The sequence below is a fragment of the Mesorhizobium qingshengii genome, from assembly GCF_900103325.1.
In the GTDB taxonomy this organism is placed as follows: Bacteria; Pseudomonadota; Alphaproteobacteria; order Rhizobiales; family Rhizobiaceae; genus Mesorhizobium; species Mesorhizobium qingshengii.
In genome coordinates this window covers 1-21,183 of sequence record NZ_FMXM01000019.1, presented here as the reverse complement: position 1 = coordinate 21,183, position 21,183 = coordinate 1, and the positions used below count along the sequence as shown (strand labels likewise).

17 protein-coding genes and 1 pseudogene are annotated in these 21,183 nt (G+C 62.9%); 4 read left to right on the top strand and 14 right to left on the bottom strand.

What is annotated here, in order from left to right; genetic code table 11:
• From icmH to tssA, 11 genes are read right to left on the bottom strand one after another with little or no spacing between them, the layout of a single operon-like run.
• Positions 1-1,323 (bottom strand): type IVB secretion system protein IcmH/DotU, encoded by a 1,323-nt coding sequence (gene icmH / locus BLS48_RS25130; protein ID WP_091583645.1) that lies wholly within the window; start codon positions 1,321-1,323, stop codon positions 1-3.
• A gap of 4 nt (positions 1,324-1,327) precedes the next feature.
• The gene (gene tssK / locus BLS48_RS25125) at positions 1,328-2,662 is read right to left on the bottom strand and encodes a type VI secretion system baseplate subunit TssK (protein WP_091583643.1); all 1,335 of its coding nucleotides are present in this window, start codon (positions 2,660-2,662) and stop codon (positions 1,328-1,330) included.
• Positions 2,663-2,701: 39 nt separating this feature from the next.
• On the bottom strand, positions 2,702-3,154 hold the full coding sequence (gene tssJ / locus BLS48_RS25120) for a type VI secretion system lipoprotein TssJ (RefSeq protein WP_091583640.1): 453 nt from the start codon (positions 3,152-3,154) through the stop codon (positions 2,702-2,704).
• A gap of 3 nt (positions 3,155-3,157) precedes the next feature.
• The gene (gene tagH, locus BLS48_RS25115) at positions 3,158-4,627 is read right to left on the bottom strand and encodes a type VI secretion system-associated FHA domain protein TagH (protein WP_091583925.1); all 1,470 of its coding nucleotides are present in this window, start codon (positions 4,625-4,627) and stop codon (positions 3,158-3,160) included.
• Positions 4,624-5,691: a type VI secretion system baseplate subunit TssG gene (gene tssG / locus BLS48_RS25110; RefSeq protein WP_091583920.1), complete on the bottom strand. Its 1,068-nt coding sequence runs from the start codon at positions 5,689-5,691 to the stop codon at positions 4,624-4,626. The genes tagH and tssG overlap by 4 nt, the downstream gene beginning before the upstream one ends.
• Positions 5,655-7,529, bottom strand: coding sequence for a type VI secretion system baseplate subunit TssF (gene tssF / locus BLS48_RS25105; protein WP_091583637.1), 1,875 nt, complete (start codon positions 7,527-7,529; stop codon positions 5,655-5,657). The genes tssG and tssF overlap by 37 nt, the downstream gene beginning before the upstream one ends.
• Position 7,530: 1 nt before the next feature.
• Positions 7,531-8,286: a type VI secretion system baseplate subunit TssE gene (tssE, locus tag BLS48_RS25100; protein ID WP_091583635.1), complete on the bottom strand. Its 756-nt coding sequence runs from the start codon at positions 8,284-8,286 to the stop codon at positions 7,531-7,533.
• Positions 8,273-8,734 (bottom strand): Hcp family type VI secretion system effector, encoded by a 462-nt coding sequence (locus BLS48_RS25095; RefSeq protein ID WP_091583632.1) that lies wholly within the window; start codon positions 8,732-8,734, stop codon positions 8,273-8,275. Before BLS48_RS25095 ends, tssE begins: the two co-directional genes overlap by 14 nt.
• Positions 8,735-8,780: 46 nt before the next feature.
• A complete protein-coding gene (gene tssC / locus BLS48_RS25090; RefSeq protein ID WP_091583629.1) occupies positions 8,781-10,286 on the bottom strand; it encodes a type VI secretion system contractile sheath large subunit in 1,506 nt (501 codons plus the stop codon).
• A 3-nt stretch (positions 10,287-10,289) separates the two neighbouring features.
• Complete coding sequence (gene tssB / locus BLS48_RS25085; protein WP_091583626.1) at positions 10,290-10,829, bottom strand: type VI secretion system contractile sheath small subunit; 540 nt, start codon at positions 10,827-10,829, stop codon at positions 10,290-10,292.
• A 6-nt stretch (positions 10,830-10,835) separates the two neighbouring features.
• Positions 10,836-12,008 carry a type VI secretion system protein TssA gene (gene tssA / locus BLS48_RS25080; RefSeq protein WP_091583623.1) on the bottom strand — a complete coding sequence of 391 codons (1,173 nt, stop codon included), beginning with the start codon at positions 12,006-12,008 and terminating at the stop codon, positions 10,836-10,838.
• Positions 12,009-12,346: 338 nt separating this feature from the next.
• On the opposite strand from tssA, the gene tssH reads away from it, so the two are divergent.
• The gene (tssH, locus tag BLS48_RS25075; protein ID WP_091583918.1) at positions 12,347-15,157 is read left to right on the top strand and encodes a type VI secretion system ATPase TssH; all 2,811 of its coding nucleotides are present in this window, start codon (positions 12,347-12,349) and stop codon (positions 15,155-15,157) included.
• Positions 15,158-15,244: 87 nt separating this feature from the next.
• Here tssH and BLS48_RS25070 read toward each other — a convergent pair whose 3' ends face one another.
• Genes BLS48_RS25070 through BLS48_RS25060 form a run of 3 tightly spaced genes read right to left on the bottom strand, consistent with a single transcriptional unit; the run spans position 15,245 to position 18,453 of the window.
• Positions 15,245-16,456: an ABC transporter permease gene (locus BLS48_RS25070; RefSeq protein WP_091583620.1), complete on the bottom strand. Its 1,212-nt coding sequence runs from the start codon at positions 16,454-16,456 to the stop codon at positions 15,245-15,247.
• A complete protein-coding gene (locus BLS48_RS25065) occupies positions 16,456-17,166 on the bottom strand; it encodes an ABC transporter ATP-binding protein (protein WP_091583617.1) in 711 nt (236 codons plus the stop codon). Before BLS48_RS25065 ends, BLS48_RS25070 begins: the two co-directional genes overlap by 1 nt.
• A gap of 3 nt (positions 17,167-17,169) precedes the next feature.
• Positions 17,170-18,453 (bottom strand): efflux RND transporter periplasmic adaptor subunit, encoded by a 1,284-nt coding sequence (locus BLS48_RS25060; protein ID WP_091583615.1) that lies wholly within the window; start codon positions 18,451-18,453, stop codon positions 17,170-17,172.
• Between the two features lie 436 nt (positions 18,454-18,889).
• Between BLS48_RS25060 and adhP the strand changes: the two genes are divergently transcribed.
• The 3 genes and pseudogenes from adhP to BLS48_RS25040 all read left to right on the top strand — a co-directional run.
• Positions 18,890-19,954 (top strand): alcohol dehydrogenase AdhP, encoded by a 1,065-nt coding sequence (gene adhP, locus BLS48_RS25050; RefSeq protein ID WP_342028540.1) that lies wholly within the window; start codon positions 18,890-18,892, stop codon positions 19,952-19,954.
• Between the two features lie 258 nt (positions 19,955-20,212).
• Positions 20,213-20,764: a nitroreductase family protein gene (locus BLS48_RS25045; protein WP_167365240.1), complete on the top strand. Its 552-nt coding sequence runs from the start codon at positions 20,213-20,215 to the stop codon at positions 20,762-20,764.
• Positions 20,765-20,971: 207 nt separating this feature from the next.
• Positions 20,972-21,183, top strand: a pseudogene (locus BLS48_RS25040) (IS110 family RNA-guided transposase); the annotation flags it as partial.

Sequence of the window (21,183 nt, the reverse complement as noted above, 5' to 3'; positions counted from 1 at the left end):
TCAAAGCCTCTTTTCGACGAGCACCTCGACGCGGCGGTTCAAGGCCCGGCCCTCGCGCGTGCTGTCGTTGGCCACTGGATCGGTGGCCGCGCGGCCCTCGGAATGGACGCGGTCCTGCGGCACCCCGTTCTGGACCAGCATGTCGGCAATCGTCTGGGCGCGAGCCTCGGACAGCCGCTGGTTGGTCGACAGCGGATTGGTCTTTTGCAGAGGAACGCTGTCCGTATGACCGATCACCGTGATGTTTCCGATCAGCTCCTGATTGGCGATGATCACCTTGGCGATCGAACCGATCAGGGGTTCGAAGCCTTCGGTCAGTTGTGGCCGCGAGGACTGGAACAGTTCGGGGTTGGAGGCCTGGATGATCAGCTTGGCCAGCGAAACGCTCTCGGTGCCGCTGAGGGCGGATTTGAGGTCGGCCGGCGCCCCGGCCTGAAATTCCGGCAACAGCGCAAAATCCACTTTCTCCGGTGGCGGGGCATCGACCTTGGGCGACGCACGACTGATGTCGCCGCGTTCGGGCGGCGGCAAGGCGCGAACAAGCGCGGAAAGCTCGACCGCCTGGCTGCTCAGTCCCATCGAGAGACCGATATGGATTGCGGTGGCGACAACCGCCGCACCGAGCGCCATGACCCAGATCGGAACGATGAAGCGCTGCGGCTCGTCGGATGCGATCACGCCCTTCCAGTTTGGCGACAGCGGCGCCCCTTCGGCGTCGGCATCGCGCAGGAAGCGCGCCGCCGCCACGCGGACGGCATTGAGCGAGCGGTCGCCCGAACGGCCGGGCACGCGATATTTGCCGCGGAAGCCGAGTGCCAGGCAAGCATACTGCAGTTCCAGCAATTCGCGGTCGCGGTTGGGATGGCGCTCCAGTTCGTCGAGGCGCGTGAAGAACTGCGTGCCGGCATCGACATCGCCCCGCAGCATGACGACAAGCGGCTGCCGCGGCCAGGCGCCGGCCCCGCCCCATGGCGTGTTCAAAGCCAGATCGTCGAGCAACGCCGCCACTGCCCAGGCTGCCTGGTCGGCCCGCTCCATCGAAGACCCCGCCGACATTGCCGTGTCGCGTGCCCGGACCAGCTCTTCGAGCAGTCGGGTACGCAACGCTTCCGGATTCTCCGGCGGCAGCGCGCTTTCTAGCTCGGGCGCGAATTCGAGCAAGGGCGCGAATGCGTTGATAAGCGCATTCGGATGAGTACGAGACCGCTTTACCGCGGCGCCCGGCAAGAGCGGCGCCATCGGTCGCGGCATCGGCGCGCCGGTCAACCGTATGCGGGTGCGTTCGCGATCCTCCGACAGTCCGAAAGGATCATCGCGGCTCATGATCTCACCTGTTCACCGAATAGCAGTCCACCTGCGGCTCGCTCGGCAAGACGCCCGAAACGCCGATGACGAAGCCGGGGGCATCGAGCAGCGACGCCCAGTGCTCGCTCTTCTGGTCCAGCTCGAGGCAAAGCCGATCGCCATCGTAAGGGATCTCGCGCGGCTGGGAATGAAGCGGTTTCAGCGGAATGCCGGGCAGACGCGATTTCCACAGGCCCTCGAACTGGTCGGCCGATCCGACGGTCGCCTGGTTGACGAATATCTTGCGCAGCGCGTCCTCCGACAGCTCCGATCCGACCCGGATGACGATCCGGCTGGCCACCAGCAGCTTCGGATTGTCGATGCGGATTTTCCAGACATTGGTCGAGTGCCGCATGACAGGCAGCGCACGCGATTTCGGCTCGATGTAACGCAGGCTGAGGATCAGCGAGCGCAGCGCATCCGCCAGCGCCGAATAGGCGGGGCCAGGCGCCATGTGATCGTAGGCGGGCAACTCGCCCAGCCGCCGCGCGCTCGAGCCGTAGGTCGCCATCGAACCGGCGAGCCCGGCAAGTTCCAGGTAAAGCTCGGCGGGATGGAAGACATCCTGCGCCAGCATGTGGGCCAGCCGCGGACGCGCCGCATTGGCGAGATTGAGCATCAGCAGATCTTCGACGCTGCGCCCCGGTCCGCCCATGACCATCTTGCCATGCGCCTCGGCGATCTGGTCGAGTCCCGTGACAACTTCCAGGAGCAACTGCCGATACCAGGCCACCGCGCCGGTAACCAGTGTCGGCGGCAGGAAGGTCTCGTCCAAAGAGACGCCGCCGTCGGCTCGAACCCCCTTGAGGTCGGCTATCGGCAAGGCTGTGTAGCCACCGACCGACTTGCCGGGCGCCAGCAGCAGAGCCTGCGGACGGGCGATCTCGATTTCTTCGGGGTCCGAACCGCCCTGGACCGCGTCACGCACCGAGACGATCCGCCCATGATATCGTGCTCCGGAAGGCGCCGCGTGTGCCGGATCGAAGCCGACACCGCCGGGAGGCTCCAGCGGCAAGGCGACCAGTACCGGTCCGGCGCCCGTGTCCGGGGTGACCGGCAGCGGTCGCGGCGCGTCCATCATGTCCGGGATGGAGAACGGCGTGCCGTCCGGGAAGATGCCCCGCGCGGACAGGATCGAGATCTGTCCGGCCTCGAGCAATGCCTGATCCAGCGTCAGCTGTTGAAAGCCGAACGTATGCAGTTGCCCGGCCTGCAACGCGCCGCGCACCGTCGCCTCGAAGAAACGATCCTGCTGCTGGAAATGCTGGGTCCGCAGGAAAAGGCCTTCGGACCATAGCACCCTGTTTGCATCGCTCATGCCGCTACTCTCTGCATTGAGCTCCCCTTGTCCTGGCCGCTAGGCGGAAATCCCGCCGCTGCCAAGCGTGACGTTGATCGTGAATTTTGATCCCGGCGACACGGACTTGGTCGTCCGCCAGTTCCTGCCACCAGGTTCTCGGATCAGCGCGACGAAGCCCAGCGCCGTCGCGTCCGGCTCGACAGTGATGGTTTTGGACGCGGATTTCCCTGGCCCGACGGCGATCTGATCGGATCCGATGAGATCACCTGCCAACGCGGAGCCGGGATCCCCCTGCAGGGCAAAGTAGTCGGCTGAATTGAACTTGCCGGTGCCGCGCAGCCGCATGACGAGGACAGTCACGGGCCGGTCGCCGCCACCTGGTCCCGGGTTCATGCCGGTGCCACCGGTCACGTTGACGGTGATCACCGATGGTTTTGGTGGACCGCTCTGGCAAGCCGCAAGCAGTCCCGTCGCGCCCAGGGCAACGACAAATTCGCGTCGATCGATCATGTCTCACTCCTCCTCATATGCATCTCGAAAATCAGCGCCGATTTCGCCAAGAAAGCTCTTTTCCGCGCTCTCGGCGATCTCACGATGGCGTTTCTGGTAAAGCTCCCACAGCTTGGCGCCACGCCCGCCCGAAAGCAGGGTGCCGATCGCGGAATTCGATTTCAGCTCTTCCTCGATCACCGCCGGGTCGAAACGGTCGATCATTCGCCGCAAGGCGCCCTGTACGCCGCGCCAGGCGCGCACGTGATGTTGCGCGAGATCGCGAACCGCGTCGGCGATTGCCGTTTCGCCGGCGAGAAATCCGGGGCTGCGCTCGGCGATAAGCGTCACGATGGCGTCGTCGACCGTCGGCAGAAACTTGAGTGGATTGACTTCGGAGGCGCCGACCATGGTCTGGGCGACGCGAGCGTTTCCCTTCTCCTCGGCCCGTTTGCGCAGAAGCTGCATCAGGCCTTCCATCATCAGCCGGTATTCGCGACCGAACTTCTCCATTTCCGCGATGCTGTCGCGCCCCGGGAAATCGGCTTCCTCGACGCCCATGCCGTGCAGGAATGCCGTGCGAAGCGCCATCTCCGCATGCGGCGGTGTTGCCGACGGGCGGGTGGATTTGGGAGCGGCGCCTGTCCGTGCCGGAGGCGGGACATCCGCCGCTTGCATGGGCAAATCCCAGGGATTGGCGGATTTTGGTCTTTGGGCGATGTGCTCGCGCTGTCCGGTCGAGCCGGCGCCGTTCGCCGAACTGGGCGCCGCGGCGGGTCCGAAGCCAAAATCATCATTGAAATCCGACAGCTTTCCATGAGCGGGCTCGCCCGCGCGGCCGGGCGATGGCACCGGGTCGAGGCTGAATGGGTCCGCCGGGTCCGCCGCGCCGCCCGGTTCGAGAAAGGCGGCGTCTTTCGACACAGGCGTCGAAACCGGATCAAGGCTGAACGGATCATCGAAAGCAGGCGAGTTGCGCTGGCTGGAGCTGGCCCGCTCGAAGGCGCCCGGAACCGGCTGCTCGAACGGGTTTGGCAGATCGGCCGGACGTGGCCGTCGCGGCTCTTCTTCGACCGTAGCGGAAAAGAAGTCGTCGCGGCCGATGCTCACCGGCGCCCGCGATGCCGGCGGCAGGCGTTCCGGAACCGCCTGGCCGGCCGCGGGCGCTTGGGCGGTTGGCGTCTGCAGGTCGACATATACGATGTAGTCGCCCAGTCTCAGCCGCATGCCGCTTTGAAGGCGCGTCGACTTGCCGGAACCGAGTGGGCTGTCAGAGTCGTTTATGAACAATCCGCTGCTCGACGTGTCGGTGACGAAATATCCATCCCGCCCGCCCGAGATCCTGCAGTGAGCCCGCGAAACGAACATGTCGGGATCGTCGATCTGCCAGCCCGCGTCCGCGCTGCGGCCGATCACCAGTTCGCCCTCGTCCAGCCGGGTCTGCCGTACCGCCTGGGTGCGTGGCCCTTGCTCCAGCGTCAGCAGCAGACTCATGCCGCGACCTCCGCCATTTCCGGCCGCCATCCGACGATTGTCCGCAGCCGCATGTCGTCAGCATCGCCCCTTTCAGCGGGCCGCGCAAGCCAGGCGGTCCGGCCGAGCTGAACCGCTCCGATACGCGGCGGCGGTACTGCTTCACGCGCCAGCACGATGCGCAGGTCGACATCGAGTGATTCCCCGACCATGTCGCGAACGGCCTGCTTGAACAGTTTGAGCCGTGGGCCTCCCGGCAGGAACGCCTTGAAGTCCTCATAGCCCAGCGGTCCGACACGCAGTTCGATCCTGCTTTGGCGGTTGAAAACGCGCGGACCGATCGTCGCCCCCCGGCCGAGCCCCGCATAGGCTTTTGCAAGGCGGGTCTGGAGCCCGGTTGGTATGGTCATCCAGGCGGCGATGAACTCCTTGATCTGAACCGGCACCTTGAACGCTTCGGCCAGGAACAGCGTCAGCCGTTCCGGGCCGTCGACCTGGTTGGCGAGCGATGCTGCCTGGCGAAGCTTCACCGTATCGAGATCGGCGTTCTGGGTGCCGGGAAGTCCGATCCCAGCCATGGCTTCAAGCATGGCGCGAACACGCCCACCGACCGCACGTTCGACCTGTACGGCCGGATGGGCATCCGCCCACGCCCGATAATACAGGGCGATCAAGCGGTGCTGCAGAATGTTGACGAAGTCCAGGAATGTCGTGTCGCTGGTCTGCTGCGCATCGGCGCCGGTGAACCAGCGCTGCGACAGGCGATCGAGCACCCAGCGCGTCAAATGAAGCGGCAGCGGACCTTCAGGCCCCATCAGGCCGAGATTTGTGACCGTAACCCTGGCCGGGGCCTTGTCCTTCGCTTCGCGGAATTCAACCACGTCCCTGGCCGAAAAGCTGAGACGCACATGCTGTCCGAGCCTTGCCGGCTCGCGCTCCGGCGAGCCGGAATGGCCGAACAGTCCGCCCCGCCGTTCGAGCCGGCGCAACAGCTCGAAGAAGTCGAACGTCTCGGACAGTTCCTCGGCCCGGGTCGGGTCGACTGTGTCTAGATCAGGTAGCGATTGCCGGGCGTCATCGGCCATGGCACATCCTCCTGCTTCTGTAACAGCCGCGTACGGGTTCGCACAAAGCCGTTAATACCGGCATGACGGGCAAACAGCCGTGCAAGCAAGGCCGAAAGCAGCAATGTGCTCTGCCCTGCCAAGACCGACTGGTCCACATGCAATGTCACTTCCGTGCCGCGCCCGAAGCACATTGGCCCGTCGATCTGCAGCCGTTCGATGACCGACCGCGAGTCGATGCGGACGATCGAATGCACGTTGCGGGCAAGGCTCGGATCGCCCCGGTCGGCATAAAGATCGAGCAGCGCATGCAGTGGATCGACGCCGCGACCTTCCTTGGCAAGGCTGAGAAAGTTGAGCGCCAGCTGCGCCACGAGCCGCCAGGCGAGATTGTCGGCACGGGATTCGCCCGCTGCGCCGGCCGGCAGCGCCGCGGGGATAGCCGGGCGAGGGGGACGCAACGCGCCGAGAAGCCGGACCGTTTCGACCGGGTCGCCGGCCTCCAGCGTCAAGGTGGGATTGTCGTCGAGGATCGGCAGATCGCGGTTGGTACAAAGCGCCACGATGTCGACACGCTTCAGCGGCCGGTTCGTCTGGCTTTCCACCGGGCGTGAAATCGCCAGGAAAACGTCGTCCCCTGTGTAGGAGGTGCGGGTCAGTCCGTCGCGCCGCTCCTCTTCTGTCGCGCGCCGTGGGCGCCGCTCGGTGGAATAGACCCAGCCACTGCCGCGGTTTTGCCCCAGGCTGAAGAGCTCGGGAATTTCGGCGTCGTTGCCTTCCGTGTCGGCGTCCTCGACGCGGAGGATCCGATAGATTTCGAAGTCGCGCGCCCGCGTGCGGTCGGCATGCAGCACCTGGCGCGTCTTGCGCGGGTCAATCTCGATGACGTTGCACTCACGCTCGAAGAGATTGATTATCGGCGTTGCAAAAAGTTCGAAATCGGCCGGTGTCAGGTCGGCAAGCTCAGGCACTGGACGCCTGAACATGAAGATGATCTCGAGCCCGGCCGCGCATTTGCGCACGACAGGCTGCAGCCCCGATATCCGCACGTAGTGGAAGCGCTCGGGCATCATGAAATATTCGCGCAGCAGACGGTACCCCTCGAATGTCGGACGGGTACGAGGCATCAGGGCCTCGTCGTCGCTGATGCCGATCATTTCGGGTTCCGGCAAGGGCGATAAGGGATTGGTCTTGCCTTCCGCGCGTGCGCCAACGGACGAGCAAGCGCCGAAGATCGCGTCGAAAAGCAGTGGTGCTTTGGTGCGCCCGGCAAAGTAGAGGTCAAGCTGGTCGAGCGACAGTTCGTCGAGCCTGCCTTTTCCGGTCCGAGCCAGCACAATGCGGAGCGCCGCCTCGCCGCCCACACCGCCGATCGGCGCTATGCCGCCCGCCGCCAGCGCGCTGCGATCTTGAAAATAGCCTACCGAAGTGACTGCTATCGGCCACAGCGTGATGTCCTGGGCCGTGGTGAACGTGCAGCGCGTCGAAAGGCCGGGCTGCAGGCTGGAGACCAGCCGGGTGTTGCGCTTGACGACATGGCCGGCGACCATTGTCTGGACCTGCTGGCCGGGTTTCAGCACCACCATCGCCGTTGCCGGCGCCGGCGTGACCAGGTCGGGATAGAGGACGTCCAGCACGCTGCGTGAAAACCGCGAGCGTTCCGCATCGACCTTCAGCCGTGTGCGTGCGGCGAGGAAGGCGACGCCGTCAAGCAACCGCTCGACATACGGATCCGGACATGGGACCGTGTCGAGTGACAGGTTGCGAGCCACCGCCGGGTGCATGTCGGCAAATTCCGCCGCGAGTGCACGGATATGGGTCAGTTCCTCCTCGTAATATTCTACGAAGACCCGATCCATCTCAGGCTTCCCTAAATTCGGTCCGCGCCAAGCCGTTATCGAGATTGATCGTGGTGCGCAGCCGCATGCGTTCCGGCGTCGGCGTCATGATCAGCACCGCGTCTATCTCGATCTTCAAGCCCACGCTCTTGTCGCCAAGCGTCACCGCAACCTTCGTCGCGCTTTCCTTCAGACGGGGCTCGAACGTGGCAAGCACCGAGCGGATCTCGCGCGCCAGGGCTTCGCGATCAAAGTCGCGGGACGAACGACCGGAAAAGGAGGGTACGCCATAGTTGACCACACTTCGGCGCACCTCCGGAAAATCGGCGAGCGACGGCGGGTTGTCCGCCGCCTGCTCGCTTTCAAGATCGGAAAGAAGCGGAACAGCCTCGAAACGCTCGGTGTTGAACAGAGCCTCGATATCGCGCCGCACGGCCTCCCTGAGCACACGGGCCGACACGACCACGCCACGGGTTTCCATCTCGACCCGATGCTGGGTCTGAAAGGCCAGGCGGTGCAGACGCCGCTTCTGATCGGCCGTCAGCTCCGCATCGGCATCGATGAGCCGAGCGCTGCCCGTGACCAGGGTCTCCAGCCGGTCCACCCCGAGCTCGTCCTGCAAGGCCTGGCGCAGCCCGTCTATCTCGGAGGTCATGCCCGGCAGGTCGTTTACGAGGCGGTCCCAGAGAGAGGGCTGGACCGCTTCGCGTTTTGCTCGCGAACTGCCGGTAACCTGCTGCTTGTCCGCGCCGGGCCGCCGACCCTCACTTGCCGACATAGACATCCATTTCGATTTCGTCATTGTCGTCGTAGACGAACTTGATCTTCTTGTAGGCGAAGCTGACCTCTTCCTCGATCAGGTCTTCCTCATCCTCGGCCTGCGACATGTCATATTCCATGATCGAGGCGTCGGTGAGGGTGACGACCAGGTAATCCTTGGTCTCGCCATCAATGGTGCGGCGTGCCGAGAACACCACTTCGTCCAGCGCCTTGTTCTCGAACAGTGCTTTTTTCAGATAGGGCGAGGACTTGTCATAGTGCTTGGTGAACTTGATCATTCCCAAGGAAACGCGGCCACGACGCGAGAGCGAATTTGGATCGTATGGCGCGACGATCTTGTAATCGACCCCATGGATTTCGATTTCATCCTCGTGGCCGTCTCGAACGCTTGGGCCCTTGATATCCGGAACTTTCAGAAAGCCATCAATCTTCATGGTTGTGGGCATTTTCTTTCTCCACCGCTTTCAAAAACCAAGATGTTGTTGCTGTCGATCAAGTCTTCACTGAAGGCAGTTCCGACACCAGTCGGAGCGAGGCATTGATGCCCTCCAGCTGGTAATGCGGGCGCAGATAGAAGCGGGCATTGTAGTAGCCGGGCCGCCCCTCCACGCTGTCCACCTGGACCTCGGCGGCGGCAAGCGGGCGCTTCGCGCGCGCCTTGTCGTCGGCAAAGGCCGGGTTGGCCAGCACGTAGCGGTTGATCCATTCGGTCAACCATATCTGCATGTCGGAACGCTCCTTGAACGAACCGACCTTGTCGCGTGCAATCGCCTTGAGATAGTGCGCAAAGCGCGAGACCGGGAAGAGATAGGGCAGGTTGGCGCTCAGCCGTTCATTGGACTGCGCGTCGGGGTCGACCAGCCGTCCCGCCCGTGTCTCGTCGTCCTGCAGTGAGTGTGCGCCGATGAAGGCCGCGAGATCGGTGTTCTTTCGATGCAGGATGGGCATCAGGCCGAGCTTGGCCAGTTCCGCCTCGCGCCGGTCGTCGATGGCGACTTCCGTCGGACATTTCATCGCTATCGACCCGTCATCGGTCGGGAAGCTGTGCACCGGCAGGTTGAGGACCGTGCCGCCATTCTCGACGCCGCGGATCTGCGTGCCCCAGCCATAGAGCTTGTGGCTGCGGTTTATGTTCACGCCCATCGGGAAGGCGGCGTTCATCCAGACATATTTGTTGTGATCGCCCTGCACCTCTTCCTCGAAGGTGAAGCCCTTCACCGGAACGGTATCCGTGCCGTATGGCAGTCGCGCCAGAACGCGGGGCATGGTCAGGCCGATGTAGCGAGCGTCCTCGCTCTCGCGCAGCGACTGCCACGAGGCATAGGCCGGGTTGGAGACGATCTGCTGCAGGTCCTGCGGGTTCGGCAATTCCTGCCAGCTGTCCATGCGGAACAGGCGCGGTGAGGCGGCTGCAATGAACGGCGTGTGCGCCGAAGCACAGATGCCGGAGATATTGCGCAGCAGGCCGACGTCGCGCGGGTGGTTGGAGAATTCGTAGGCGCCAATCACGCAGCCGATCGGCTCGCCGCCAAGCATCGAATACTCGTCCGTATAGACCTTCTTGAAGATCGGGCTCTGATCCCACATCTGGCCTTCATAGTCTTCGAGCGTGTCGGCCAGCTGCTCCTTGGAAATGTTCATCACCCGGATCTTCAGCTTCTGATCCGTCTCGGTATTGTTGACGAGATACCAGAGGCCGCGCCATGTGCCTTCCATTTCACGCACTTCCGGCGCGTGCAGGATCTCGTTGACCTGTGTCGTCAGCATCTTGTCGATGCCGGCGATGAGCGACTTGATTGACTTGATCGCATTGGACGAGATGGTCGTGGTATCGGAACGGGATTGTGCCGCGAGCGCGAGATTGCGCACGAGTTGCTGCAGCTTCTCGCTGTCGTCCTTCTTGACCTTGAAATCCTTCTCGAGGAGTCCGCTGAATTCGCCGAGGTCTATGGCTTCGGCCTCGGCGGCGACGGCGGCGGTCTTTTGCTGTTCGGCCATGACTTACTCCCCTGCCTTGTCATCGTCGGCCAGTGCCTGGCTGGCGATCTTGCCAAGAAGCGGCTCGTTGTTCAGAAGTTGCGCGATGCGTTTTTCGGCGTCGACACGGCCGTCCATGAAGCCGAGCAACTCCTCGAGCTGGCGACGCATCTTGAGGATCTCGGCCAGTTGCGGAACTTGCTCGGCGATCTTGTCCGGGGCGAAATCACCCATTTTGGTGAAGGTGAGATCGAGCGCCAGTTCCTCGTCGCGCTCCTGGCCTTCGGCCTGCGGCAGCGTGTTCTTCACCCGGGCTTTGACGCGGGGCCCGAGCGCCTCCATGAACTTGGGGAAGCGGTTCGCGTCGGTCTCGACAAAGGAGCGGTCCAGCACCGACTTTGATGCTTCCTTGGTTTGCGAAGCGCCGGAAAGGTCGGCCATCACGCCCATGACAAACGGCAGTTCGATCGTCGTTGGGCTACCGTAGGTTTCCACGTCGTAGGCGATCTGCACCCGCGGCGCGCGATTTCGTTCGATGACCTTCGCTTTGCTTTCGGCTGGCATGTGCTGTTACCTTTCATCCTTCTGAGCCGTCTTCTTGGCATCGGGAACGCCGGCAAGGAGCCGGAATTCCTTCAGCCCCGACGGGGCGAGATCTTCCATCAGTTCAACGAAATCCATATGCACCATCCGGCGCACGCGCCGCGCCAGGTGCGGAATCGGGCTTGACGGTTCGGTGCGGTCATAGAAGGCGACGACGAGGTCGAGGCATTTCACCACGTCGTCGCGCGAGGAAATCCGGTCAGGAAGTCCCGTGCTCGAGTCCGCGTAGCTTGCCATACTTGCCATAGTGTCGGCTCCATGACCGTTTCGAGCAGGCATCGTCTGTTCTGCCGGCGAGGGCGGCTTGACCGCGCCATTCGCAACGGCGTCGGCGGTCGAATTCCGTTCGAGGGTCGTCAGCAAACGTTGCAGAAACCGTTTTAATTCCGGAACGGGAGCGCCGCCGCCCTCGAGCCGAGCGTTGAGGGCGGTCTCGACCGCATCAAGGGCCGCGATGGCTGCCCGGGCGTCGGCTACGAGCGAGGCCATCTCGGCGTTGGCTTGATCTATCTGTGCCGCGCATCCGGCACGCACCCGGTTCAACAATTGTCCGTGCGCGCTGACCAGTGCGGCCTTTTCCGCCGCATTCAACCCCGAGGCTGCTTCCTGGAGCATGACACGGTCGTCGAGCGCGCCTTGTTCCAGATCGCGTCCAGTGACTGGCCCGATCGAGCGTGGTGCAAAGAACGTCATTTGCCGCAGATTCGCCAACAGCCCGTCCTGACCGTTCTGGAGGTCGAGCAACGCGTTGATACGGCGCAAGGCAGCATCGCGCGGCGAAGCGTTGGGGCGCAGTGCCGGATGCATGGTTTCCCAATGCTGATCGAAGGTCTGCGCAATGAGGGTCAGACCCCGCGCGAGCCCGGCCAGTCGTTCTTCATTGGCCAGCGCGCGCGTGACGACGACGAGCAGACGTAGGTCCCGGCCATGCTCGCGCAATTCCTCCGCCTTTGCGAGAACCGCGGGCCAGTCGACTGGAATGGTGCTTTGCGAGGTGGGCTTGTTGCGGCCGTCGTGGACGACCTTGATCTGGGGTTCCGTCAGGCGCTCCAGCTCATGAAAAGCCGGGTCGTTGCGCAAATCCTCCCCCGACGGATTTTCACCGTCGAGCGGACTAAGCCATAGTGCGACATCAATCACACCGACCCCCCAGCAACCGGCCCTGAAACCGTATGTGACCCAACGTTATCACAGCGTTGCACTTTACCACAATTCAACCGCTGCTCAAAAAATTAACGAAAGCTGACCAGACCGCGGCTTCGGTGCCGAAACCCTTGGCGAGATTGCCGAACCCTGTATGTGAAATGCATCGCATGGAGGCGTGCAATTTCGTGGTTATTTGCAGCCAGTGGTGCGGGACTTTCCACAACTGGAAGCAGCCGGCCGAGCCGGGCATCGAGACCGAGCCCATCACGCGCTTTGTCAAGTGACGGCTTATGTGGCAGGTTATCGACTGGCAGATTGCAGGAGCACGTTCGATGGAACAGCGCCGGTCATCGCAGACCTTCAAGCGCAAGGAACTGGTCGGCAAGCTCAATCCTGTCGGGGTGCGCGCCTTCAAGGCCGCAGCCGACACCGCCAAGCTGCGCGGCAACCCCTACGTAGAACTCGTCCACTTCATCGAGCAACTGGTGCTTTCCGACCGCTCGGATGTACAAATGATAATCGCCGACGCGGGGGTGGATGCAAGCCGGCTCACGGCCGATATGACCCGCGCCGTCGACAAGCTGCCTTATGGCGCCACGTCGATCGAGGAATTCTCCGACCACATCTTTCATGCCATCCAGGAAGCCTGGAACCTGGCAACGCTGGAATTCGGCGTGGAGGAAGTTCGCAGCGCACATATTCTTCTCGCTTGCCTGAAGACGCCGGTGCTGGAAGGCCTGCTGTCGAAGATCAGCGGCGAGTTTGACAAGGTCGACGCCGACGCGGTCATCGCGCGGTTCGCCGATGTCATGGAGGGCTCACTCGAAGCCGGCGCCTCGACTACCGTGCCCGCCGCAGAGACGCCGCGGCGGGCTCCCGGCGGGGATTCGGCGCTGGCGAAATACGCGACCGATCTGACCCAGCGTGCCCGCGACGGCAAGATCGATCCGGTCGTCGGCCGCGATCCTGAGATCAGGCAGATCGTCGATATCCTGATGCGGCGGCGGCAAAACAACCCGATCCTGACCGGCGAGGCAGGGGTCGGCAAGACCGCGGTCGTCGAGGGCTTTGCCTTGCGTATCGCCCAGGGCGATGTGCCGCCCACACTGCAAGGCGTCAGCGTGCGCATGCTCGACGTCGGATTGATGCAGGCGGGGGCAAGCGTGAAGGGCGAGTTCGAAAAACGGCTGAAGGCTGTCATCGATGAGGTGCAGTCTTCCGAAACGCCGGTGATCCTGTTCATCGACGAAGCCCACACCTTGATCGGCGCGGGCGGCGCTGCTGGAACCGGCGACGCGGCCAATCTCCTGAAGCCGGCGCTGGCGCGCGGTGAACTTCGCACGATCGCGGCAACGACCTGGGCCGAGTACAAACAGCATATCGAGAAAGACCCGGCGCTGACCCGCCGTTTTCAGGTGGTAAAGATCGACGAGCCGTCGGAGGCGGTAGCCGTTCTCATGTTGCGCGGCGTGGCCGGCGTTCTCGAGCAGCACCACAAGGTGCAGATACTCGATGAGGCGATCGAGGCGGCGGTCGGCCTGTCGCACCGTTACATCCCGGCTCGGCAACTGCCGGACAAGGCGGTGAGCCTTCTCGACACCGCTTGCGCCCGTGTCGCCATATCGCAGCACGCCACGCCGGCCGAGGTCGAGGATATCATGCGCCGCCGCCAGGCGCTGGAGGTCGAGCGCGGCATCATCGGCCGCGAGGCCGCGATCGGCATCGAGGTGGCTGAGCGGCAGGCACGTGTCGAGACCGGGCTTGCCGAAAGCGAGGTCACGCTGGCCGCCGCGCAGCAACGTTGGGATCGGGAAAAGGCGCTGGTTGCCGAGATACTCGAATTGCGCGCCAGGCTGCGCGGCGAGGGTGTGCCACTCGATGCGGTGGAGACACCGGAGACCACTACCGAGACAGCAGGCGCTGACGCGGTTGAGACCCAGGCGTCCAAGACTGAAACGCTTAAGACTGAAGTGCCCAAGACCAAAACGGCCAGAATCAAAACTGCCAAGACCGAAGTGGACACACCGGCTTCCGCCGATGCCCCTCCACCCGATCCGGCCGCCGATCTTGCCCGGCTGCGCCAACTGATGGCCGAACTGGCCGAGGCGCAAGGCGAAACGCCGCTGATCCTGCCGTCGGTCGACCGCAACGCCGTGGCGGCGGTCGTTCAGGACTGGACGGGAATTCCGACGGGACGGATGCTGTCGAGCCAGACCGAAAAGGCGCTGCGGCTCGCCGCGACTTTGTCCGAACGCGTGGTCGGCCAGGATCATGCCATGGAGATGATCGCCAAGCGTGTGCAGACCAGCCGGGCCGGGCTCGGCGCGCCGGAAAAGCCGGTGGGCGTGTTCCTGCTCTGCGGCCCCTCGGGCGTCGGCAAGACCGAAACCGCCTTGGCGCTGGCCGAAACGCTCTATGGCGGCGAACAGAACCTGATCTCGATCAACATGTCCGAGTTCCAGGAGGCACATACGGTCTCTACCTTGAAGGGTGCGCCGCCCGGATATGTCGGCTACGGCAAGGGCGGCATTCTGACCGAGGCGGTTCGCCGCAAGCCCTATTCGGTGATCCTGCTCGACGAGGTCGAGAAGGCGCATCCTGACGTGCACGAAATCTTCTTCCAGGTCTTCGACAAGGGGATGATGGACGACAGCGAGGGCCGGCGGATCGACTTCAAGAACACGCTGATCCTTCTCACGTCGAATGTCGGCTCCGAAGTCATCATGGATCGGACCAGGAATGGAACGCTACGGGCGGGGCTCGACGATCTGGACACCGCGTTGCGCAGCCCGCTGCTGAAGGTCTTTCCGGCGGCCTTCCTCGGTCGGGTGGTGACCATCCCTTATTACCCGCTCTCGGATTCGATGATCGAAGCGATCACACGTCACCAGTTTGCCAAGATCGCTCGCCGGCTGCGTGCAACCAACGATGCGGAATTGGTAATCGGCGACGGTGTCATGGATCTGGTCAAGGCCCGCTGCACCGAGATCGAATCCGGCGGGCGGATGATCGATGCCATCCTGACCAACACGCTTCTGCCGGAATTGAGCCGCGGCGTGCTGAACCGGTCGCTGGGGGGCGAAAAGATGTCGAAGGTGACAGTCGGCGCCTCCAAGGAGGGCTTCACCTATTCCTTCGAGTAGCAGGTTGATGAAGCGGCAGACGATTCAAGCCGACCGTTGCCGAGCTGCTGCCACGTCACCTTGCCCCTTGCGTCGCGGGCTTGGGGGCTATTCATGGCGTAGTGCATCGATCGGATTTAGATTGGCGGCGCGGCGCGCCGGGAAGTAACCGAACAGCACGCCGACCAGGCCGGAGAACATGAACGATCCCACCACGACCGTCGGTTCGAAGACGAAAGGGACGTTCAGCCAGCCGGCCATGGCGGCCGCAAGGCTCAGGCCGATGGCCACGCCGATCAAACCGCCGAAAAGCGATAGCACCACGGCCTCGACCAGGAACTGCGCCAGAACCTGGCGGCGCAGCGCTCCGACGGCGAGCCGGATGCCGATCTCACGTGTGCGTTCGGTCACCGATACCAGCATGATGTTCATGATGCCGATGCCCCCGACCAACAGGCTTACGGCTGCCACGGCGCTCAATAGCCCGGTCAGCACGGTCGTGATGTTGGACAGCGTGCTGCTGATCTCGGTCATGTCGAAGACGGAAAAATCATCCCGTTGGCCGGTCCCGATCCTGCGCCGTTCCCGCAGCAGGTTCTCGATATCGCGCTTCACCTTGGCCGTCGCCGTGTCGGCACGCGCCGCGACGTTGATGAAATCGACGTCGATGTTGCCGGCAATCCGCCGCTGGAAGGCGCGCAGAGGAATGATGACGATGTCGTCCTGGTCCATGCCGAACGCGCCAGCACCCTTCGAAGCCAAAAGGCCGATGACCGTGCAGGGGATTCTCTGCAGGCGAAGAGCCTGGCCGATCGGATCGGACTTGCCGAATAGATGTCGGCGGACAGTTTCGCCTATGACACAGACAGGATTGCCAGCGTGCAATTCACCTTCCGTGAACAGACGGCCCGAAGCAAGTGTCCATTGCCCTGCTTCGAAATAGGTATTCAGCGTTCCGGCGACCGAAGTTTCCCAGTTCTCGTTTCCGACCACGGACGTGACTTTCGCCGAAGCGATCGGTGCAACGGCCTTCACCCCGCCGATCTGGTCCGCGATCGCCGCGGCATCGGCGGCGTTGAACGGCCTGGCGGTCGAGCGCGCGCTGCCGGGAGCGCCGCCCGGTTCGCCCGGCCTGACCGAAAGAAGGTTGCTGCCCAGGCGCGAAACGCCGGAGACGACGCTTTGCGTGGTTCCGTTGCCGATGGTCACCAACGCCGTCACGGCCGCCACGCCGATGATGATGCCTAGCGCGGTCAGCGTGGACCTCAGGGTGTTGCGGCGGATGGCGCGAAAGGCCAGCAGGATGGTTTCAAGGAACATCAGGCGGCCTTGCTGTTCAACTGGTCGGTTTCGATCTCTCCATCCTTGAAGCGAACGATCCGCCGCGCGAAGGCGGCCATGTCCGGTTCATGGGTCACCATGACTATGGTTATGCCCTCGCTCCGGTTGAGACGGATCAGGAGATTCATGATCTCGAGGCTGCGCGCCGTATCGAGATTGCCCGTGGGCTCGTCGGCGAGCAGAAGGGCGGGAGCGGTCACGATCGCGCGGGCGATGGCGACGCGTTGCTGCTGCCCGCCCGAGAGCTCGTTCGGCGCATGGTTCTCCCACCCGGCAAGGCCGACCTGTCGCATGGCGTTGAGCGCAAGTGAGCGCCGCTCGCGGGCGCCCATCTGGCGGTAGATAAGCGGCAGTTCGACATTCTCGATGGCGGAGGTGCGCGGCAGCAGGTTGTAGCCCTGGAACACGAAGCCGATATAGTGTCGTCTCAGCAAGGCACGCTGGTCGTTCGAAAGCGCGCCGACATCGAGGCCACGGAAATAGAAATGGCCGCCTGTCGGAGTGTCGAGGCAGCCCATGATATTCATGCAGGTCGATTTGCCCGAGCCGCTAGGGCCCATGATGGCAACAAATTCGCCCTCGGCGATATCGAGAGAGACCCCGCGCAGCGCATTGACCGTCGCGCTGCCTTGCCCGTAGGACCGGGCGAGATCCTGCAGCTTTATCAGAACGGGACCGGTGGACGGCATGTCTCAATCCGATCCGGTTAAATCGACTATCACCAGGTTGCCGTCCTGCAGGTCACCCTCGAGCACCTGCGTCCAATTCCCGTCGGTGGCGCCGGGCGTAATCAGGAGCGGTGAGGCGGCGTTGTCCTTGAGAACCCAGATGCGCTTTTGACCTGGCGGAAGGTTGTCGCTCAGCTCCGTCTGTGCCTGCGTGGGCGGTCGGGGCATCAGCTTGACGAGCCAGTTGCGGTTGTCGGTGGCGTCGGCGGCCTTGGGCGGCGCGTAGCGCAATGCCGCATTCGGTATCAGCAAGGTATCTTCGACCCTCTGGGTGATGATCTCGGCGGCGACAGTCATGCCCGGCCGCAAGGCCAGCGATGCGTTGTCGACCGACAGCACCGATTTGTAGGTGACGACACCACTGACGGTCACGGGCGCGTAGCGAAGCTGGACGACTTTCGCGGCGAAGTGGCGATCAGGAAAGGCTTCCACGGTGAAGGTTGCGTCCTGTCCTTCCCTCACGCTCCCGGCGTCGGCTTCGTCGACGTCGACAAGCAGTTGCATCTGGCTAAGATCGCCCGCGATCGTGAACAGGACCGGAGCCTGAAGCGAGGCGGCGACTGTTTGGCCCGGATCGACATTTCTATCGAGAACGATGCCGTCGATCGGTGAGCGGATCACTGCCTTGTCGAGATCTGTCTGATTGGCGGCAAGGTCGGCTTCGGAGACTTTTACCTGCGCCCTGGCGCTGTTGAGGACAGCTTCGGCCTGGTCGCGTGCCGACTCTGCCGTTTCCAGCTCCTGCCTGGACGCAAAGTCGTGAAGCACGAGAGGACGCAGGCGCGCGAGGTCGTTTTCGGTCTGCGTAAAGGCAGCCTGTTTCTGCACGACGTCGGCCTTCATTGCGTCGAGTTGCGCGCGCGTATGATTGGTTTCGGCAATCAGCTTGTCGGTGTCGATCTCGGCGAGGACCTGTCCGGCGGTCACCTTGGCATTGTAGTCGACCAGGACCGATTTCACCCTGCCCGACAATTCGCTTCCAACCTGGACCTGCGTGATCGGATCGACTGTACCGGTCGCCGAAACCGATACGGTAAGGCCACCGCGCTTGGCCGCCACGGTCTGGTACTGGAGCGAAGACACAGCCTGGTGCGCGGACCACCACCAGCCTCCGGTTGCCAGGACAAGGACAACCAGTGCCAGCCACAACAAGGATGCACGCTTGCGCGGCCACCAGCCCGAACTGGGGCCGATCTTCAGGATTTCTTCCATCTCGGGATTTGTTGCTTCAGGATTTGGCGCGAGCATGGATTTCAGTCCTTTCCGCCGGCTCGGCCTGACGCCGGCCGTTCTGGACAAAGCTGTGAGGAGATTGCGCCTTCACGGATATTCCGCGCGGTTCCAACTCATTTTGGATGCCCTTGGGGATATCCCGGCATCCGCAATGGACGGCGTGTTCCAGGTGCCACGCGATCCGATCGTCCATGGTCGCGTTCGCGGGCATTGCGTTCGCTGCGTGCCATTGCCTGTTCATGGTTGACCGATCCCATCCTGAGACGTGAAACGTTCTTTTCCTCGACTGCTTGAGCAACTCTCCCGCCTTTCGGCTGACCGGACATTGATCCCGGTCAACGGCGAAAGATTTCCTCATTGCGCTAGGTCAATGAAACACGACGTGGCGCGGCCCATTGTTCGCCAGGGCAGAAATGCAGTCGAGAGACAAGGAGAATGCGCTGTGGTGAAGATGATGAAGGCCGCCGTGGTCCATGAATTCGGCAGGCCACTATCGATCGAACAGGTGCCGGTTCCCATTCCGGGCCCGGGGGAAATCCTGGTCAAGGTGATTGCGTGCGGCGTTTGCCATACCGATTTGCATGCCGCCGATGGAGACTGGCCGGTAAAGCCGGTGCCGCCGTTCATTCCCGGGCATGAGGTTGCCGGCGTGGTCGCCGCGCTCGGCCCTGGCGTGACCGACTTCAAGGAAGGCGATCCGGTCGGCGTCGCTTGGCTGCACGATGCCTGCATGCGTTGCGAATACTGCGAAACCGGCTGGGAGACGCTTTGCGAGCACCAGCATGACACCGGTTACAGCTGCGACGGCGGCTTCGCTGAATATGTCATCGCATCGGCACCTTTTGCCGCGCGCCTGCCTGCCGGCGTCGATTTCGCGCAGATGGCGCCGATCCTTTGCGCTGGCGTGACAACATACAAGGGTCTGAAGGAAACCGAGGCCCGGCCCGGCGAGTGGGTGGCTATATCCGGCGTCGGTGGTCTCGGCCACGTGGCGATCCAGTACGCCAAGGCAATGGGACTGAAGGTTGTAGCCCTGGACGTCGCACCCGAAAAGCTTGCTCTGGCCAAGGCCGCCGGAGCCGATCTCGCATTCGACGCGCGCTCGCCGGATGTGGTGGCCGAGGTCATCAAGGGGACCGGCGGCGGTGCCCATGGCATTCTCGTGACCGCGGTTTCGACACCGGCCTTCAGCCAGGCGCTGCATATGGTTCGCCGTAAGGGAACGATCAGTCTGGTTGGCTTGCCGCCGGGGGAATTCCCGACACCGATCTTCGACGTCGTGCTGAAGCGCATCACTGTGCGCGGGTCGATCGTCGGAACCAGGCGCGATCTCGACGAGGCCATCGCCTTTGCCGCTGACGGCAAGGTAAAGGCCGAAATCACCAAGGGACGCCTCGAGGACATCAACACGATATTTGCAAACCTCAAGGCAGGCAGGATTCAGGGACGGATGGTGCTTGATTTCTCCGAGCCCGTTCGCAAGCCGGCATCTGAGCGTGCGGCCGTTCCGGCCTGACGAGAGACTGAAGGGCGGTGTCAGAGGGCGCCGCCCTTATGGGCCTGGCGTTCGTTCTGTCCCGTATCTGGCGGATGGAAATGCTTCAACCCGGTCAAGAGTGAAACGGTGTTCACCGTGCGGGGTGCCCGGAATTGAGCGTCAGCCTGGACGATGCCGAGGCAAATTGATTCAGGCAAGGCGATCCACGGGAACGAATGCCAGAAGACAACGAGACTTGAAGCCCCCTTTTCCAACGACCATTCCAGAAGGTGCGCCATGGAACTGATGGAAGCGTTGCGGACGCGGCGAGCGGTCCGTACCTATACCGACGAGCAGATCGACAACGATCTGATCCACGAGTTGATCGATGCTGCCATCTTGGCGCCGAGTGCCATGAACCTGCAGCCATGGTCCTTTGTGGTGGTGAGCGGCTCCGCGCGCCTGCGTGCGTTATCGGACGAGGCCAAGCACTTTGCGGCCAGCAACCTGCCCAAGGGCTCGCCGCTTGCTGGCCATCTTGCCGATAAGGCGTTCGAGATCTTCCACGGCGCGCCGGCGCTGATCATCATCTGCGCGACGAATGACGAAAGGCAGTCCGACGAGGATTGCTGCCTGGCCGAGCAGAATCTCATGCTGGCAGCTCATGCCAGGGGTCTTGGAACATGCTGGATCGGGTTGTCTCGGCCTTGGCTCAACGAGACGACGGTGAAGAAGGAGCTTGGGATTCCGCTCGCACTGAAACCGGTTGCACCCATCATTGTGGGCCGGGCAGGGGCGTTGCCAACTGCGACGTCAAGAAATGAACCTCGGATCATATGGGCCCACTGATCACGCAGGGTTGGAGCGCTCTGCGACAGCGAGGGACCGCTTTGGACCTCGACCAACCTATTTCAAAGGAGGTGGCATGAAAGAGGGCCGCACCCGCAGAGAGAACGGATCACTGAGATGCAGGTGATGATCGAGGGACAGTCACACTTCCAGCCTTTCGGCTTACCTTATTGGGGTTCGCAAGATCTCAATAAGGGAGTTGGAAGCATGACTGCGTCTTATGATTACCATATCGGCGTGGACTACCACAACTCCTACAGTCATCTGGTGGTGCAGGACAGTAGCGGCAAGACGTTGCGCTGCGGTCGGGTGAAGAACGACCGCCAGTCGCTGGGCGGGTTTCTGGAACGCTATCGCGAGAACTCGCATGCGGTTGTCGAAGCGACGCGCAACTGGATGGTGATGTACGACTGGCTCGA